General features: G+C 60.7%; 9 protein-coding genes and 1 pseudogene. 4 read left to right on the forward strand and 6 right to left on the reverse strand.

What is annotated here, in order from left to right:
• Nucleotides 1-51: 51 nt before the first annotated feature.
• The 3 genes and pseudogenes from CSQ86_RS10140 to CSQ86_RS08320 all read right to left on the reverse strand — a co-directional run.
• A pseudogene (locus CSQ86_RS10140) lies at nt 52-5,460 on the reverse strand (fatty acid synthase subunit beta domain-containing protein); the annotation flags it as partial.
• 36 nt (nt 5,461-5,496) lie between these two features.
• Complete coding sequence (locus CSQ86_RS08315) at nt 5,497-7,128, reverse strand: acyl-CoA carboxylase subunit beta (RefSeq protein ID WP_100494644.1); 1,632 nt, start codon at nt 7,126-7,128, stop codon at nt 5,497-5,499.
• Complete coding sequence (locus tag CSQ86_RS08320; RefSeq protein ID WP_100494645.1) at nt 7,121-9,004, reverse strand: ATP-binding protein; 1,884 nt, start codon at nt 9,002-9,004, stop codon at nt 7,121-7,123. The genes CSQ86_RS08315 and CSQ86_RS08320 overlap by 8 nt, the downstream gene beginning before the upstream one ends.
• Before the next feature lie 439 nt (nt 9,005-9,443).
• Here CSQ86_RS08320 and CSQ86_RS08325 point away from each other — a divergent pair, with 439 nt between their 5' ends.
• Complete coding sequence (locus CSQ86_RS08325; RefSeq protein WP_100494646.1) at nt 9,444-10,043, forward strand: biotin transporter BioY; 600 nt, start codon at nt 9,444-9,446, stop codon at nt 10,041-10,043.
• 308 nt (nt 10,044-10,351) lie between these two features.
• On the opposite strand, the gene CSQ86_RS08330 is transcribed toward CSQ86_RS08325, so the two are convergent.
• Nucleotides 10,352-11,269: a biotin--[acetyl-CoA-carboxylase] ligase gene (locus tag CSQ86_RS08330; RefSeq protein ID WP_100494647.1), complete on the reverse strand. Its 918-nt coding sequence runs from the start codon at nt 11,267-11,269 to the stop codon at nt 10,352-10,354.
• Nucleotides 11,270-11,523: 254 nt separating this feature from the next.
• Here CSQ86_RS08330 and CSQ86_RS08335 point away from each other — a divergent pair, with 254 nt between their 5' ends.
• The 3 genes from CSQ86_RS08335 to CSQ86_RS08345 all read left to right on the forward strand — a co-directional run bounded on the left by CSQ86_RS08335 (nt 11,524) and on the right by CSQ86_RS08345 (nt 15,797).
• On the forward strand, nt 11,524-14,028 hold the full coding sequence (locus tag CSQ86_RS08335) for a glycoside hydrolase family 94 protein (RefSeq protein WP_100494648.1): 2,505 nt from the start codon (nt 11,524-11,526) through the stop codon (nt 14,026-14,028).
• Between the two features lie 81 nt (nt 14,029-14,109).
• A complete protein-coding gene (locus CSQ86_RS08340; protein ID WP_100494649.1) occupies nt 14,110-14,934 on the forward strand; it encodes an alpha/beta hydrolase in 825 nt (274 codons plus the stop codon).
• 65 nt (nt 14,935-14,999) lie between these two features.
• Nucleotides 15,000-15,797 (forward strand): TetR/AcrR family transcriptional regulator, encoded by a 798-nt coding sequence (locus tag CSQ86_RS08345; RefSeq protein ID WP_100494650.1) that lies wholly within the window; start codon nt 15,000-15,002, stop codon nt 15,795-15,797.
• A gap of 96 nt (nt 15,798-15,893) precedes the next feature.
• Here the strand turns inward: CSQ86_RS08345 and CSQ86_RS08350 are convergent, their stop codons facing one another.
• Both CSQ86_RS08350 and CSQ86_RS08355 read right to left on the reverse strand, forming a co-directional pair.
• Nucleotides 15,894-16,784 (reverse strand): ROK family protein, encoded by an 891-nt coding sequence (locus CSQ86_RS08350; RefSeq protein WP_100494651.1) that lies wholly within the window; start codon nt 16,782-16,784, stop codon nt 15,894-15,896.
• A 159-nt stretch (nt 16,785-16,943) separates the two neighbouring features.
• Nucleotides 16,944-19,010 carry a beta-galactosidase gene (locus tag CSQ86_RS08355; RefSeq protein ID WP_100494653.1) on the reverse strand — a complete coding sequence of 689 codons (2,067 nt, stop codon included), beginning with the start codon at nt 19,008-19,010 and terminating at the stop codon, nt 16,944-16,946.
• Nucleotides 19,011-19,015: the final 5 nt, after the last annotated feature.

The following is a 19,015-nucleotide window of genomic DNA, read 5'->3' on the forward strand; positions in this document are numbered from 1 at the left end:
GGCAACAGCAGGCGCAGGAGTCGCAGCGGCAGCATTTTCCTCAACAGTAGGAGCCTGAGCGGAGGCGACGCCGGAGCCAAGCTTGGCGACGGCGGATCCACCGGCAGGGGCGGTCTCGACCGGAGCCGGAGCCGCGGTCTCGGCCTCATCATCATCGGGCACCAGCGAGTCCGAATCCGTCATATAGACGCGGCCTTCGTCGCGACCCACGTTGTAGACCACGGTGTCGGTGCCGGCGAATTCAGGCAAGCGCAGCGTCTTGGCACCGAGGTTGGCCAGCGTCGGCGCATTGCCGAGGCCGACTTCCACGTATTCCTCAACGCCGAGTCCGCCTTGTTCCTTCTTGCCGAACAGCAGGGCCTGGGTTTCAATCCAACGCACCGGGGAGGCGAACTGCCAGGAGAGCAGTTCGGTCAGGAGCAGTCGGCCGAGCTTCTGATCGTCGGCGGCATAGGAATCCCATACAGCCGGGTCATCGAGGGCAGCCTTGATGCGCTCGGACGGCACGACTTCGAGAATCTTCGCCGCGAATTCCTTGGTCATTTCGAACGGCACGGCCACCAGGTTCGGAATGTAGCGGCCAACCAGACGGCCACGGTAGTCGATGTATTGCGGCAGCAATGCGTCGAGCTTGTCACGGAACTCCGGCACACCCTTACGAAGCAGCGTGGAGTGGAACGGCACGTCGATGCCCGGCACCAGCATGAACGCCGGCTTGCCGCCGTATTCGGCCACGCGACGGGCGGCATCGGCCTTCAGCGCCTTGAGTCCGGCGATCGTGCCGGCGATGGCGTACTGCTGGCCGGCGAGGTTGTAGTTCACGATCTGCAGGAATTCGCCGCTCTTCTTGGCCACGGATTCCACGTATTCCTTCACATGGGCATCGTCCACACCGAACTGGTTCGGGCGCAGGGCTCCCATGCGGTAGTTGGAGCGGCCCTGTGCATCGCGATCGATCAGGTGATGCATCGTGGAGCCACGGTGGAACACGAGTTCGAGCACGGTTTCCAGCGGAATCACACCGGCGAATGCGGAGAGTGCATTGTATTCGCCAAGCGAGTGGCCGGCGAAGTAGGCGGGCCAGATGTCGGCACCGGCTTCGCGCAGACGTGCGGTCTGTGCGAATGCCACGGTGGCGAGCGCCACCTGGGTGAACTGGGTCAGGTTGAGCAGCCCTTCAGGGTGACGGTAGGTGACGCCGTTGGCGGTCAGTTCCTTCGGGTTATCGCGTACCAGGCCGATGATCGAAAAGCCGAGCTTGGAGCGGGTGAGCTTATCGGCACGCTCCCACACATCGCGTGCGGCGGCGGACTTGGCGCGCTCGTCGAGGACCATGCCCTGCTTCTGAATGCCCTGGCCGGGGTAGACGAAGGCGGCGCGAGGTGCGCGCACCAGTGCGGTGCCACGGGAAACCAACTGGCCATCGATACGGCAGGTGACTTCAAGGGTCATGCCGCCATGGCTTACCTTGCCGACGCGTTCCACGGAGATTTCCACCTGATCGTTCAGCTGGACCATGCCGTACATGTTGTAGGTCCAGCCGGCGATCTCGTAGTGCGCACCCTTCTCGTCAGTGGCCTGCACCGCATGCTGGGCGGCGGCGGACAACCACATGCCGTGCACGAGCGGAGCCTTCAGGCCGGAGATGCGAGCGCCACGGGTGGAGGTGTGGATCGGGTTGAAATCGCCGGAAGTGCGGGCGAATGCGGTCATGTCGCCGGGGGCGGTGACCTTGACGCGACGCAGCAGGCGCCTCGGCGTGGGCTCAATTTCATCGTGCTGGGCGTCACCAAATTCCGGCGCATCGGCCGGCAGCGCGTCGGAGTAGACGCGGCCACGAATGGCGAAACGCTCGGTTTCACGGGCGAGCAAGGTGCCGTCGGCGGCGGTGTGGGTCACATGAATGGTGACCACGCGGCCGGATGCGGATTCGAAGTAATCCTCAGCCCAGGAAGTCAGCGCAACGGTTTCGCCGACGTGGCGCAGCAGCTCGTCTTCATCAACCTCAAGTTCGATGAGATGGTCGAGATGCACGGCGTTGAGCAGGCCTTCGATCACCGGATACCCGTTGACGGATACGGAACCGAGTGCCGCGTAGATCGCCGGCCAAGCTGGGCCGACCAGTGCGTCAGGCGCGATGCGGCTCGGCTGCAGCGAAGTCGGCAGTGCACCACCGGTGGCTGCCTCATGGTCGAAGCCGAGGTTGGCGGACAAGGTGTAAGTGGTGTGTGCTTCGCCGAACACGCGATCGGCAGCCGGCACGATCTCCGGCATCGCGGTGAGCTTGTCGCCGGTGATGGCGGTGTTGCCGATGCCGGCGGTGGCGGCGAGCATCGCGTAGACGTCCGGGATCAGGCGCTCGCGGTCCACGACCGGCACACGGCCCGGTTCAGCGCCATCCACGATCAGCGGGATGACGATGTCGCGCACGGCGTGCTTGGAGGTGCCGCCGTCCGGGTCGTTGTCCCAGAAGGTATCGAGATGGATGTCGAGATCGTACTTGCCGGCTGCGGCATCAAATGCGCGAATCTCATAGTTCTTGTCGCCCAAGGCAGTGCCGTAGGCAGGATTGTCGGTGATGTGGCCGACCCAGGAGATGTTCGGGGACTTGCGGATGAAGTCCTCGGCGGACGTCGCTTCGCCGAGCGCAGCAAAATCAGCGGACTCAGACTCAGTCGAAGCCTCTGCGTCCTTGGCACGCTCAATCGCGGCCTGCTCGAAACGGCCGAGAATCGAGGCCACAGGCTCGTCCACGGTGGTGATGCCGGCCACGGAGATCGGGCCGGGGATGGCGCGCACGGAATCGGCGGAATAACGCGCGTCTTCGGACTGCCAGAGTTGATCCTGGCCCCACCAGCGCAGCAGATCATGGTCGATGACCGGTACGAACGGCATTGGCTTCGGGTACTCGCGCACGAGCACCGGGAACCAGGCCACATCCGCGGGGACGACTTTGAGCTCGGCGACGCGCGGGTAAACTTCGGCGAGCTTGGCGATGGCGGCGGTCGGGTCGGCGGCCACGTCCGCGCGGGTCAGCAGACCTGCAGCGGCCGCCTCTTCGGCGGAAACATCGGCTGCAGCGAACAGCTTGGAGACGAATTCACCGGAATCCGTATCGCTGACGCGGGCTTCGATGCGCTCGAGCAAGTGCTGGAAGCGATTGGCATACGTCGGATCGACCCATGGGAAGGCGAGCTTGGCGAAACGCTGCGCCCATTCGAGGTAGGTCATGGAGGCCAGATCGCCGAAGTATGGCTTGGCGGTCTTATCGAGTGCCTCAATGATTTCGGCACGACGGGAATCCAGTTCCTCCGGGTGCTTCATCACGCGCACAAGCAGTCGGCCGCATTCGGCGGAGGCGTTTTCAAGCTCGTAGATATCGGCATGCAGGTGGCTCAGGCCAGAGGAGACACCGCCCACGGACTTGCCGGACGGCACCCAGTGCGCAGCCTGCGGCGCGAACACATCAGCGGAAGCGGCGGCATCAGAGCCATCGCCAGCGGCCGCAGCGCCGGTAATGCCAGGCGTCTTGACCAGCAGCTGCTTGACTTCAGGGCTGGTGTGCGCCTCCTTGGCGGTCATGACGGCGGTACCCACAAGCACGCCATCCACCGGCATATCCGGCAGACCATAGGCGCGGGCCCACTGGCCGGAAATGTAGTCGGCGGCACGTTCCGGAGTGCCGATGCCGCCACCGGCCACAAGCACCAGATTTTCGCAGGCGCGCACGTCGGCGTAAGTAGCGGCCAGCAGATCGTCCAGTGCCTCCCAGCTGTGGTGACCACCGGCTTCACCGCCTTCCACCTGAATCATGATGGTGGCGGGCGCCACAGCCTTGGCGATGGCAACCACCTGGCGAATCTGGTCCACAGTACCGGGCTTGAAGCTCACGTATGGCAGGCCGTCGGCGTGCAGCTGCTTAATCAGCGTCACGGCCTCATCCAGCTCAGGAATGCCGGCGGAGATCACCACACCATCAAATGGAGCGCCGGATGCGCGCTTCTTCGGCACGATGCGGGAGGAGCCGAACTGCAGGTTCCACAGGTAACGGTCCATGAACATGGCGTTGAATTCCACCGTGCGACCTTCTTCTAGCTGCTCTTCGAGAGCGGCCACATGGCGGTCGAACACTTCGGCGGTCACCTGACCGCCACCGGCGAGCTCGGCCCAGTAGCCGGCGTTGGCCGCCGCGGCCACGATCTCCGGATCCACGGTGGTTGGTGTCATGCCCGGCAGCAATACCGGCGGCTTGCCGGTGAGGCGGGAGAACTTGGTGACGAGCTTGTCACCGGCCGGCGTGCTGATCACACGCGGAGCAAACGCCTTCCAGTTCTGTGTGCGTTCCGGCTCGCTCTCCAGCGTGGAAAGCGCGGCACGCTCGGCCAGCGTGGTAGCTTCCACCACACCAACGCCAGTGCCCTGCACCACATTGCCGATGAGCTTGCCGAGCGTATTGCCCGGGCCCAAGTCCACAATCCACAGCTTGGCCGGGTCCTCCGCAGTCTCCAGCAGATGCTTAACGCGGGCGTTCCAGTCCACGTGATTGATGAGCACTTCCTCGGCGAGCGCGCGGGTGCGATTCTGATCGAATCCGCAGGCGGCCGCCCATGCCACAGTCTGTTCCACGGCTTCGGCCATCAGCGGCGAATGGAATGGCAGGGTGACTTCGAGGTATTCCAGCGTCGGGTTGAACACAGTGCCGCCATGCAGCTTCTGCTCGCGCAGCTTGGCTTGATGCTTGTGTTCGCGCTCGGTTTCCACGGCGAACGCGGCCAGATCCTCCGGGTATCCGGACAGCACATAATGGTTGGCGGAGTTGGTGACGGCGATGGAAATCGGCCCGCGGGCGCGGCCGGATTCGGCCACGCGTGCGATCAATGCCTCGACCTGTGCCTTATTGGCGCCCTTGACGGAGAGCATCGGGCTGGCCTCACCATACTTGGGTGCGAGGCCCAACGCGCGCACGCGGCGGGTGCCGGCAGCGCCAATCAAGGCCGCAGTGGCCAGGATTTCGTTGAGCGCATCGGCTGCCGCCTCAACGGAACCGGCCTCTTCGATGGCACGGGCCATGTGCACGGCAAGCACACCCTGGGAATGGCCGAGTACGGCGACCGGCTTGGCGGCAGACAGGCTGTAGCCGAGGTGCTCAAGGTCGAGCAATGCGCCGAGCTGGGTCAACGCGATGCCTTCCACGGAGGCGGTGGCATCAGCAGCCGCACCGAGTCGAGCTGGATTCGGTGCGAAGGCGAACAGATCGACCGGCCGACCGGTGGTGGCCAGCAGATCGGCGGCGACTGGGGTGAGCAGTCGGCCTGCGGCTTCGGCGTGCGCGTGCAGCGCATCGGCGAGGCTGGGATCGGTGGTCTGGTCGGCGAGCGCGACCGGCCACGGGGTGGACTGTCCGGCGAAGGCGAGCGCGTGCGGCTCGGCGGCCAGGCGATTGAGGAAGAAGGTGGTCATTGCTGTTTCCTTGGATTGATGGGTTGGATTGGACGTTTACAGCGGTTGGTTGCCGTGGTGTTTGGTGGTATGTTTCACACGCCGTTTGGTGGCCAGTGTGGCAAGTGATTCGATGATGACCTCACGCGTCTGTTCGGGGTCGATCATCGCGTCGATCTGGCCAATTTCGAGCGAAAGGTTGGCGTTGACCGTGCTGGTTTCGTAATCCTTGATGTATTTGGCTCTCAGCGCTTCCACATCAAGTCCAGCGGCCTTGGCTTTGGCCAGATCGTGGCGGTGGATGATGTTCACCGCGCCTGCCGCGCCAAGCACGGCAATCTGGGAGCTTGGCCATGCGAAGTTCAGGTCGGCGCCGATGGCTTTGGATCCCATCACGATGTATGCGCCGCCGAATGCTTTGCGCAGCACCACGGTGACCAGCGGCACTTGTGCGTTGGCGTAGGCGTAAATCACTTTGGCGCCGCGGCGGATGATGCCCGCGTGCTCCTGATCGGAGCCTGGCTTGTATCCGGGTACATCCACGAGCGTGATCACCGGCAGGTTGAAGGCGTCGCACAGGCGTACGAATCGTGCGACTTTTTCGGAGGAATCCACATCGAGGATGCCGGCTCGCACATTCGGCTGGTTTGCCACGATGCCCACCGGCTTGCCTTCGATGCAGGCGAATCCCACGAGTGCTGAAGCGCCGAAGAGTTCTTGCACTTGCACGAATTCGCCGTAGTCGGTGATGCAGCGGATCACGTCGAGCATGTCGTAGGGCTGGCGTTCGTTGGCGGGCACGATGGCGGCGAGCCGCTTGGCGGTGTCGCGCTCGGCTCGGGTGGCGGCATACGCGTAGGTCGGCGGCTGGCTTTCCGAGTTGGATGGCAGGTAGGCGAGCACTGTGCGCGCGTAGTCGATGGCGTCGGACTCGTCTTCGCCTAGATAGTGGGCAACGCCGGAGACCTTGTTATGCACTTCGCCGCCGCCGAGGTCGGCCATCGAAATGGTCTCGCCGGTGGCCGCTTTGACCACGTCCGGGCCGGTGACGAACATATTCGAGTTCTCGCGGGTCATGATGATGAGATCGGTCAGAGCCGGGCAGTAGACGGCACCACCGGCGCAGGGGCCGAGAATCAGGCTCAGCTGCGGCACGAATCCGCTGGCTTCGCAGGTTTTGCGGAAGATGCGGCCGTACTGGGTGAGCGCGGCGACGCCTTCCTGGATGCGAGCGCCGCCGGAATCCACAATGGCCACGATCGGCACTTTGAGGTCGATGGCCATGTCCATCAATCGGCAGATCTTCTCGCCTTCCGCAGTGCCCAGGGTGCCGCCTTTGACGGAGAAGTCCTGCGCATAGACGGCGACTTTGCGGCCATAAACGAGACCGAAACCGGTGATGACCGCAGCTCCGGCGTTACCGCCGGCGATGTTGCCGCCTTGGAATCGGCCGATCTCCTCGAAGGAGCCGGTGTCGAAGAGCAGGTCGAGGCGTTCGCGCGCGGTTTTCTTGCCTTTGGCGTGCTGCTTGTCACGGGCGCGATCTTCGGCTGCACGGGCGAGTTCGGCGGCACGCACCACGGCGGCGCGCAACGGCTGGTGAGCGGACGGCTGGGCGGCGCTGGCACTTGTGGAGGCTTCCGCGGCCTGCACGGCTTTGACGGCCGGCGAATCCATGATGTCAGTCATTCTTGCCGCCTTCCTTCACCTTGCTGGTCACATCAAGCGTGACCAATGTGTCGCCGGCCTCCACGCCATCGGCGGGGCTGACGAAGATCTTCTTGACTTCGCCGGCCGCTGGCGCGTACACGTAGTTCTCCATCTTCATGGATTCGAGCACCACCAAGAGGTCACCCTTGGCCACCTGCTGACCTTCGGAAACGTTGATGCGCGTCACCACGGCCTGCATCGGGGAGGCGATGATGCCGGATTTGGCGCCACCGTTGACTTTGTTTGCGCTGGAATCGACGTTGTGCAGTCCGGCACCACGCAGCGGCTGGGTCGGGCGCTTGGCATTGCGGGCGCGAGCGGAACCGGTCAGATTCTCCACGATGTCGAGCGGCACGGTGAGCTTGACGCGGCGGTCGTTCATTTCGATGACGAACGTCTCGGACTTGGTCTTGTCCGTGTCGTCAGAGGCAGCCGCCCCCGGAGTGCCGGCGACCGTGGCACCCAGCGATGCGGGCTGGCCGGCACGCGCGGAATTTGGTTCACGATTGAGATACGTGCGTTCCAGCCACTTGGTGGTCACGGCGAACGGGTGGCCATGTTCAGCAGTGAAATCGTCGTTGCGGAAGATCTCCTTGTACAGCGAGATCGGCGTCGGCACGCCTTCGATCACCAGTTCATCGAGCACGCGGCGCACGCGGGCCACGGCGTCGAGGCGATTCTGTGCGGTGACGATCACCTTGCCCATCATCGAATCGAATTTCGGGGAGATGGTGTCACCTTGCTCCACGCCGGTGTCGATGCGCACGCCCGGGCCTGCCGGCCATTGGATCTTTTCGAGTGTGCCGGAACCCGGGGTCAGGTTGGTTGCCGGGTCCTCGCTGGTGATGCGCAGTTCAAAGCTGTGCCCGCGCGGCTCGGGCGCGCGAGTCAGTTCGCCGCCCGAAGCAATCACCAGTTGTTCGCGCACCAAGTCGAGTCCGCTGACTTCCTCGGATACCGTGTGCTCCACCTGCAGACGAGGATTGACCTCCAGGAAGTACACCTTGCCATTCGGCGTCACCATGAATTCGCAGGTGCCAAGGCCCACATAATCCACGGTGGTGAACAACCTGCGAGAGTACTCCTCCAGCGTGGAGACGACCTCTTCGGTCAGGAATGGCGCCGGCGCTTCCTCCACGAGTTTCTGGTTGCGGCGCTGCAGCGAGCAGTCACGCGTGGAGTACACGGTGAAGTTGCCGTGCGAATCGCGGCCGGATTGGGTTTCCACATGGCGGGCCTTGTCCACGAATTTTTCGATGAAGTATTCGTTGAGGTCGCCGCCCTGCAGTGCGTCATGATTCGTGTAGAAGCGGCGCAGCTCCTCATCGTCATGCACCACGGTGATGCCGTGGCCACCGCCGCCATCCGTGCGCTTCATCATGATCGGGTAGCCGTGGGTGTGCGCGAAGTCGAGCAGCGTGCGCACATCGGTCACCGGCTCGGAGATGCCGGGCACCGGCGGCACTTTGGCGCGCAATGCCACGCGACGGGCGGTGATCTTGTCGCCAAGATCCACCAACGCGGTGTGATGCGGCCCCACCCAAATCGCGCCTGCGTCCTCGACTTTCTGCGCGAAGCTCGGCACCTCGGAGAGGAAGCCGTAACCCGGGTGCACGGCGTTCGCTCCGGAGCGATGAAGGATGTCGATGAGCAGATCCTCGTTGAGGTACGTGTCCTTGTAGGTGTCGCCCGAGAGCAGGTAGGCTTCGTCCGCCATGTCCACGTAGCGGCTGTTGCGGTCCTGTTCGGCATACACGGCAACCGTGGAGATCCCCATCTCCTTGGCGGTGCGCACCACGCGAAGGGCGATTTCACCTCGGTTCGCGATCAGTATTTTTTTGACACTTTGAGTCATATCGTCAGATTGTCCTCGCGGTCGCCGTCTTCGGCAATCGGCATCCGAACAAAAGCTTTCACCCGGTTTTGTAGAGCCCAAACAAACGTTCGCGTAGGTTCCGCTTACGTAACCGGTAAGTTGAGATGCCGAAAAACCTTGAAATCGCAACGTTTTTGCGGTACATCAATCGCATAATTACCAAGTTGACACTAATGATTTATTCGTCAATTATCGACAAAGACATTTCCGGAAATTTGTATCTTGATACGAAACCGCACGAAATCGCACACCCGTACGATGGCAATCACAGTTGGGAAGGCTCCTCGCTATCGTGCCGGCGGTTTCACCCGTAGAAATCCGCCGGCACGACGATTCAGGGAAATCACCATCATCAATGCGCAATCATGAGCGGCATACGCCGTTCAACGCAACCGCAGCGCACACTAAGGGGAATATCATGCAGACTTCGCATACCACCGCATCCACCACCGTCACCGGTTCATTGGCACGCCGCGCGCTTGCCGCATCCTGGAAGCCGGTGTTGTTCGCCGTACTGCTGTGGCTGTCCGCCGCTGCCGGCGAAATCCCGATTCCAGGCACTCCGGTGCCAATCACCTTGCAGACGTTCGTGGTAATGCTCGCCGGTCTGATGCTGACTTGGCGTCAAGCCGGCTCCGCACTGGCGCTGTATATCGCCGCTGGTGCCATCGGACTGCCGGTATTCGCCGGAGGTGCTTCCACGATGGCATTGGTCGGCCCGAGCGCCGGATTCATCTTCGGCTTCCTGCCGGGTGTGGTGGCAATCGCACTACTGCGAGGCAAGGCTGATACCTCTTCCGCCGCACGCGTTGCACTGACCTTCGGCCGCTACCTGTTTGCCGCCATCATCGGCGGCGTCGCCGTGGTGTACGCGTTCGGATTCCTCGTCCAGTCAGCACTGACCGGTGCCCCGATCGCCGCCGTGGCCCTGGCATCCATGGGCTTCGTCGCCGGCGACGCCGTCAAGGCCGTAGTCGCCGCACTGGCCGCCGCAGGACTGACCAAACTCAGCCGCTGAGCGTCCATAATTCGGGTAAACATCCCATCTCACCCAATTTATGGACACTGAACTTCAATAAACGTCCAAAAAATGGGGAATTACGCCACTCGTCCGGATTTATGGACACTGACATGAGGTAAGTGTCCATAAATCCGGATGTTCAGCATTTCTACCCGAATTATGGACACCGGCGAGGGGCAGAATCATATTCGTATTCGATGGCTTTCAGTAGTTTGCAGACGAAAGCCAGTGGACCGGAAGCGGAGAACGAAGGAACAGGGGGCCAAGGTCAGAAAACGAAACGAGGACGGGTCAACGGGGACGGATTACAGCACACCGACGTCCGCAGTGTGCACCATGTGATCCACACCGTCTGAAGTGCGCAGCACCAAAGAGGCATCGTCATCGAGACCGATAGCCTCACCGGTCAGCGTGGAACCATCGGTGAAATGCGCCTCGACCTCACGGCCGCTGGCCCAGCAGATGGTCTTCATCTCATCGCGCAGCAATTCAGCCTGACCTTGCGGATCCGCCACAAACTTCGCCAAACGAATCCCCAGCCCCTCGACCGAGCGTGCCGCCACCGCATCCTGCATCGCATCGAACGACGGCAGTCCAGTGGCATGCAGCTGCAATGACGTGGACTTCGACGTAGGCAATCGACTGGGATCGAGTGCCAGATTCAATCCGACGCCGAACACCAATGCCACATCATCGTCAGCCCCATCGGCAGCACCGCCCTCAGCACCAGGAAGCATCACCACTTCAGACAAGAGGCCGCCGAGCTTCAAACCGTGGCAGAACACATCGTTCGGCCACTTCAGCTCCAGGAAATGCGCCGAATCGACCATTGAGGCACCATATTCCTCAATCATGCCGTTAAGCGCATCGATTGTGGTCAGTCCGGCGATCATCTGCAGCCAACCGTTCACGGACGGGTCCAGCGCAACAGCACGAGGGATGCGCACGACGTAGGAAATCGTCGAGCAGCGGCCCGGCTGACTGATCCATGTGTGCCCATTGCGTCCTCGCCCGGCCACTTGGCGGTCGGCCACCACCACGGCAACAGACAGTCGCTCGGCGTCTGGCCCGGCAGCCGAAGACGGCAACGCCAGCGAACCATCCGCAATCATCTGGGCGGCCAACGCATTGGTGGAATCGGTCTCGGCAACGCTGACGATACGATTCGCAATGGCCTCGGTTTTAGGCAACTGAGGTTTCGTAGTCTGTAGTGCAAGCATCATGGGCAAAACGTTACCGCATTATGGATGCCAAAGAGCCCAACAATCCCACGAAAAAACGGCTTAAAATTAAGGTTTTTGCCCACCATCACCATGTGAACGTTCACACGTGGGCAAAGTCACAGCCACACGCCCAATGCACCCTTATTTATAACTTTATAAATAAGTGCTATGCTGAAGCAGTACCAAAGACGCACGATGCGGCAACAGAGACGACACAACGCCGCAGCAGCAATGACGCAGCCGAAAGGAACACTATGCGATACGGTCATTTTGACGACGCAGCCCGCGAGTATGTCATCGAGACTCCCGCCACCCCACTGCCCTGGATCAACTACCTCGGCAATGAAGACTTTTTCTCGCTGATTTCCAACACCGCCGGCGGCTACTCCTTCTACAAGGACGCCAAGTTGCGCCGCATCACCCGCTACCGTTACAACGGCGTTCCTGCCGACAACGGCGCACGCAACTACTACGTGAGCATTATGAGCGGCGAAGGAACCGACGCAACCCCGGTTGAGACCTTCTCTCCCACCTTCCTTCCGACCAAGACCCCGCTGGATTCCTACCAGTGTCGCCATGGCATCGGATACACCGTGTTCGAAGCCGCAAAGTCCGGCATCAAGACCACGCTGACCGCATTCGTGCCACTGCACACCAACGCGGAAATTAACCGTTTCGATGTAACCAACACCACCGATTTCACCAAGACCATCGATATCACCGGCGCAGTGGAATGGTGCCTATGGAATGCCGTGGATGATTCCACGAACTTCCAGCGCAACCTGTCCACCGGCGAAGTTGAAATCGAGCAGCGCGAAGATGCAACCTTGCTCTACCACAAGACCGAGTTCAAGGAGCGCCGCAACCATTACGCATTCTGGTCCGTGAACACGCCGACCATCGGCTTCGATACCGACCGTGCGACCTTCCTGGGTCAGTTCAACGGCTGGGATACTCCACAGGTCATCGCCGAAGGCCACGCCCACGACTCCTATGCACATGGCTGGTCGCCGATTGCCGCAAACCGCGTGCGTCTGACCCTTCAGCCCGGCGAAACCCGCTCGCTAGTGTTCATGCTCGGCTACATTGAAGTCCCCACCGATCAAAAGTGGGAGGATCCGAACGACCCCGCCAAGGTGGGCATCATCAACAAGCAGTCCGCTCATGACCTTTACGAGCGCTTCGCCACCGTCGAACAGATCGAAGCTGCACTGGCCGAACTCAAGGATTACTGGAACCAGCTGCTGAGCATCTACACCGTTGAATCCGGTGACGAACGACTGGACCGCATGGTCAACATCTGGCATCAGTACCAGTGCATGGTCACGTTCAACATGTCCCGCTCCGCCTCCTACTGGGAGTCCGGCACCGGCCGCGGCATGGGCTTCCGCGATTCCAACCAGGACCTGCTCGGCTTCGTGCACCTCGTGCCCGAACGCGCCCGCGAGCGCATCATCGACATCGCCTCCACCCAGATGGAGGACGGTTCCGCCTGGCATCAGTACCAGCCGCTCACCAAGAAGGGCAACGCCGATATCGGCGGTGGCTTCAACGATGATCCGCTGTGGCTCATCGCCGGCACCTACGCTTACCTTGCCGAAACCGGCGACACCAGCATTCTCACCGAACCGGTGCCGTTCAACAACGTCGAGGGCTCCGAAGCTCCGCTGCTCGAGCACCTGCGCCGCTCCGCCAATTACACGATGACCCATCTCGGCCCGCACAAGCTGCCGCTGATCGGCCGTGCGGATTGGAATGACTGTCTGAACCTCAACTGCTTCTCCGCCACCCCGGGCGAAAGCTTCCAGACCGTGGAAAACAACGACACCGGCATCGCCGAGAGCGTGTTCATCGGCGGCATGTTCGTGCTCTACGGCGGTCAATACGCCGATATTCTTGAGCATTATGGCACCGACTGCGGCATGTCCTCCAGCGAGACCAGCGCTGAGGTTGCCCATGTGCACGAGGCAATCAAGGATATGACCGAGGCCGTCAAGACTGCCGGCTGGGATGGCGAATGGTTCGTCCGCGCCTACGATGCTTACTCTCGTCCGGTTGGTTCCCACACCGATAACGAGGGCCAGATCTTCATCGAACCGCAGGGCATGTGCGTTATGGCCGGCATTGGTCTCGACGATGGTAAGGCCCAGGCTGCGCTCACTTCAGTGCGCGATCGTCTGACCTGCGAGTGGGGTACTGCGATCCTTGCCCCCGCCTACTCCACCTACCGTATCGAATTGGGTGAGATTTCCACCTATCCGCGCGGCTACAAGGAGAACGGCGGCATCTTCTGCCACAACAATCCGTGGATTTCCATCGCCAACGCCGTTGCCGGCAATGACGATGAAGCGTTCGCCGTCTACCGCCGCAACTGCCCGGCTTGGCTGGAGGATAAGTCCGACATTCGCAAGGTTGAGCCGTACGTGTACTGCCAGATGGTAGCCGGCCCTGAAGCTGCTGTACCCGGTGAAGGCAAGAACTCCTGGCTCACCGGCACCGCTGCTTGGACGTTCGTGGATGTGTCCCAGTATCTGCTCGGCATTCGCCCGACTTTGGACGGTCTCGCCATCGAGCCGCATCTGCCCGCCGAGTACACGAACCTCAACGTCACCCGCAAGTATCAGGGCAAGACCTATCACATTGCTTTGGAACGCACCGGCGAGCGCACGCTCAAGGTAAACGGACAGCCCGTTGATGGCACTCTGGTGCGAGCGTCCGCCCAGGATGCCGATGACGTCGAGGTCACCGTCACCTTCTAGTCCACTGATTTCACTGATTATTTTGGGGTTGGCTTCTACCGCTCGGAGAAGCCAACCCCACGTCTGACGCAAAGGATTGCCATGCAATACATTGATCGCGCCATCGAAGGCATCGATGGCACCACTGCACAATTCGTCGGCTATGTTATTGATAATTCCCCGGAAGTCGACCCGAATCGCAAGCGCCCGGCTGTGCTGATCATTCCGGGCGGAGGCTATGAAATGACTTCCGACCGCGAAGCCGAGCCCATCGCGTTGAAGTTCGTCGGCGCTGGTTATAACGCGTTCGTGCTGCGTTACTCCTGCAAGCCCAGCGTGTATCCGACCGCCTTGTGCGAAGCCGCCGAAGCCATGCGCCTCATCCGTTCTCATGCCAGCGAATGGCATACCGACCCTGATCGTATTGCCGTGGCCGGTTTCTCCGCAGGCGGGCATCTTGCCGCCAATCTCGCCACCTCCGCAGGCGATGACGACGAGCAGGCCAACGGTTATGACCCGGATGAGGTTCGCCCGAACGCGCTGATTCTTGGCTACCCGGTCATCACTTCCGGCGAATATGCACATCGCGGCAGCTTCGATGCGCTGCTCGGCGACGGTCGCAACACCGATACCGCATGGCTTGAGAAGCTTTCCGTTGAGCAGCATATCGATGCCAAGACGCCACCGGTCTTCCTCTGGCATACCGTCACTGACGATTGCGTGCCCGTGGAGAACAGTCTCATGCTCATCTCAGCATGCAAAGCCGCCCAAGTGCCGGTTGAAGCACACCTCTTCCCCGAAGGCGGTCATGGACTTGCGCTCGGCACCATCGAAACCGCATGGGAAGCGAACCCGGCCTGCGTATTCGAATGCGTTCAGGTCTGGCCCGAGCTTGCTATCAGCTGGATGAAACGACTGTTCGAATAGCACCCGATAGCGTACACTATGGAAGCATTGTGAGCGCACACATTTGCGTTGGAGGGAGGTCATCAATGCCCGTTGCAGCATGGGAACAATTCTTGCAGGATCAGAACAGCTGGCCTGCGGCGTCCAGAACCACCCGCCAAGCCGTGGTCCGCGACACCACGTCCGGCACCACCTTCGAAAAGCGCAAGCGCATGAGCCCTGAGGAACGGCATCTGCAGATCATGCAGGCCGCCGTCAAGGTCATTGCCTCCAAGGGCTTCTGGGGTATGTCGTTGCAGGATATCGCCGATGAAATCGGCATTACCGAAGCGGCACTGTATCATTACATTCGTTCAAAGAACGAACTGCTCAATATGGTGCTTGCCGAGGGTTACGATACGCCCGAAGCCGACGAATACAATGCTTCCACTGCCACCGTGACCGATTTCGATGGTCATTTCTGCTACTGCTTCCCGCGCTACTGCATCAATGTAGTCCTGTACAACCTGCAACGCCCGGAAATGGTGCAATTGTTCTCCATGCTTAACGGCGAGGCTTTAAATCCCGCGCATCCCGCCCACCGATTCTTCATCGGCCGGCATTTGCGCAATTGGGAACAGATTGGTTCGATGAATTGGATTCTGCCGCCCGGATACGATGAGGAGCGACTCTACCATCTCTATACGCTGTCGATGTCTGCGATGGATGGCCTGCAGTATCGTTGGCTTGCCGATCATTCCGTCAATCTGTTGGAGGAATGGATGGCATTCTCCGAAGAGATCTTTCCGGAGAATGTTTGGAAAGGCTTCCGAGACCCGTCCGAATACGACCCTGCAAGCGGCCAATGCTTGCAGGAGTTCACGCTCGCCGCGAGGGAACTGTAAAAAAAGCTTTGCCACGCACGTAATGGAATGAGCGGTACCGGTCTCACATAGCCGGTACCGCTCATTCCATTACGCGCGCATATGCGCGCATTCCCCCTACTTCTGCAGCTCGGTCACAAACGCATAGTAGGCACCAATCAGTCCGGCGTAACTCACGTTCCGGCAGCGCTTGATGGGGGTTGCAAAGTCCTTCCAATATGGAATCGCATCCAAGGCCTGCTCCACCAGCGGCATGAACGCCGTTTCCTGGCATACCGCTCCGCCCAGCAATACGCATTCAGGGTCGAGCGATACCACCACGTTATAGATGCCTACGGCGATGTATTGCGCCCATTCCTCTACGATGCCACGCACTTCCGGGTCATTCATACGGCGCAGTAGGCTGGAAGGCACTACGATTTCGGCCGGTCCTCCGAACTTCTCCGCATAACGTTCACTCAACCGATCCGTGGCCGAGTATTCATGCAGCGATCGTGCACCTTCCGTCTGATAGTTCGTGATCATCATGCCGAGCTCACCGGCACGCCAATCACGACCGCGGCGAATATGCCCATCCAAAAACAGCGCGCCACCCACACCGGCATCGGTAATGGTGAACACTACGAAATCATCGAGTTTGCGTGCGTTGCCGGCATATCGTTCGGCAATGGCTGCACAATTCGCATCATTCTCCACCCAAATCGGCAGATCATCGCCGAGTCTGCGGTGCAGTTCCTTGCCTACATTCTGCTTATACAAAGCATTGATTGCACCACCAGTAATGGTGCGCTGCTTCTTGACGTCAACGAATCCGGGCAGGCTCAATGAGATGCCATCAATCGGTTCCTGCTGTTGGCGCACAACATTGGCAATGCCATCGAATAAGGCTTCGGAATCTTCCTTAGGCGTGGCAAAAGCGGCCGGCACATCCTGAATACCGTCAGTCACCACGGCATGACGAATAAACCTGTACCCCACATCAAATGTCAGCACGCGCGTGCTTTCCATATGCCCTCCTCGGCTGTTCCGGCTACTCCTTTCGCCTCGTTGACGCTTCCACACCAGCATGAAACGGAGCAATACCGGTAGTTTAACAGGCCTTGCTATTCGTATTGATGAACGAATCAACAAGGCCTGCGATGTTTATGTTGTGCAGCCGCACGACCCTTAGTGCGCGGCCACAATGACTTGATACGGGTCCAGTGTGCAGCCAGCTTCCAACACGGCACCACCCGCCAGCAAGTCGGCGGCACCGGACAGGGCCGGCAACGTAACCTGCTGCTCACGGTCGGTCAGGTTGATGACGAAGGTGAACACTCGGCCATCATCCGCGTATCGTTCGGCGACTTCGACGCCATCCGGAGTGGAAACCGAAACCAGACCGGCCGCTTCCACTATCGGCTGCACCAACGCATCCATGCCGGGCTCGCTGAGCGGAGTGCCCACATAGTAAGCCTCGCCCTTGCCGAACGTGTTCACGGTAACGGCTGGCGTGCCGGCATAGAATTCGTTGCCGCCATAGGTGGCGAGCGCACGGGCACCTTCCAAATGCATGATGCTGGCAACGATTTCGCCGTTTGCCTCGACCGCATCGGCAGTCGAGTCGGCAGGCGAACCGAACGACACCGGAATCGTCTCCCCCGGCGCCATCGCGTCGATTTCCTCGGCCCACACACCGGCGAGCGTACGGAATGGGCCAGGGTAGCCGTCTGGAATCACCAGATCATGCTCGTCGTGAATACCGGACATGTAGCCGGTGATGAATCGCCCGCCATCGTGCACATATGCTTCAACGGCTTCGGCTACGCCGGGCTTGACCATGATCAGCGTCGGCGCCGCCACAATGGCGTAGCGGGCGAGTTCAGCTGCTGGCGTGGTGCTGGGAATGATATCCACGGCGAGTCCGCGACGGTTGAATGCACGGTAGAAGCGGTGGACTTCGTCCGGGTAGGAGAAGCCTGCGATGGGCCCCACGCAACCTTCCAACGACCAGTAGCTTTCCCAGTCGAACATAACGGCCACATGTGCGCGAACTTCGGAGCCCATGATGTGAGGTGCGACTTTGGCGAGCGCTTCGCCGAGCGCCGCAGTCTCACGGAAGACTCGGGATTCTTCAGTGCCATCATGCGCAATCACGGCACCATGGAAGCGTTCGCAGCCGCCCAGAGACTGCCGCATCTGGAAGAACTGCACTGTATCCGCGCCATGCGCCACAGCCTGCCAACTCAACGCGGCAACCTCGCCGGGGCGCTTGACTTTGCAGTAGGGGAACCAGTTCTGCTGGTTCGGTGTCTGTTCCATCAGCATGAACGGCTTACCGCCGCCCACGCCACGCATCAGATCGTGGTTCAAGGCCACGCGACTTGCCGGCATACCCATACCCGGGTAGTTATCCCAGCTGATTACGTCCATTTCCGACCCCCATGTGAAGTAGTCGAGGTCCTTGAAGGTGCCCATGAGGTTGGTGGTGATCGGTGTCACAGAGTCGAACTGACGCACGGCATCGCGCTCGTTCGTGAAGCAAGCGAGCTGGGATTCGTTCTGGAATCGGCGATAGTCGATGAGCAAACCGGAAATTACGCATTTGCGAGGATCCCAATCGGATCCGATGCCATCACCGTAGCCGACCGGCGGCACAATATCCGCCCAATCCACAATGGTGTGGCTCCAGAAGTTCGCGCACCATGCTTTGTTGAGTGCCTCGAGGGTGCCGTACTTGGCTTTGAGCCATACGCGGAACGCTTCAGCGCATGCCTCGCAGTAGCACAGGCCGCCGCCTCCACCGTATTCGTTGCCGATATGCCAGGCCTTCAAGCCTGCAGTGCCGGCATATCGTTCGGCTATTTTGCCGGCGAGCTTGCCGGAAACCGCACGGAAGTAGGTGCTGTTTGGGCAGAAGTTATGACGTCCGCCGAACACATGGCGCCGGCCTTCGAATGTGGTGCGGATGATTTCAGGATGTTCGCGCACCATCCATGCAGGCAGTGCGGCAGTGCCGGTGGCGAACACGATGTTGAAGCGATGCTTGACTAGGAGCGCCACGATTTTGTCGAGCATGGTGAAATCGTAGGTCTCCTCGCCGGACTGCAGCAGCGTCCAGGAGAAGACGTTGATGGTCGCCTCATTGATGTGCGCGTCCTCGAGCATGGCGAGATCGTGTTCCCATGTTTCTTCAGGCCACTGCTCGGGGTTCCAGTCGCCGCCGAAGAGGAACGTGTCAAATAAAGGTGTCATCTGAT

This window comes from Bifidobacterium felsineum, assembly GCF_002802915.1.
GTDB lineage: Bacteria > Actinomycetota > Actinomycetes > Actinomycetales > Bifidobacteriaceae > Bifidobacterium > Bifidobacterium felsineum.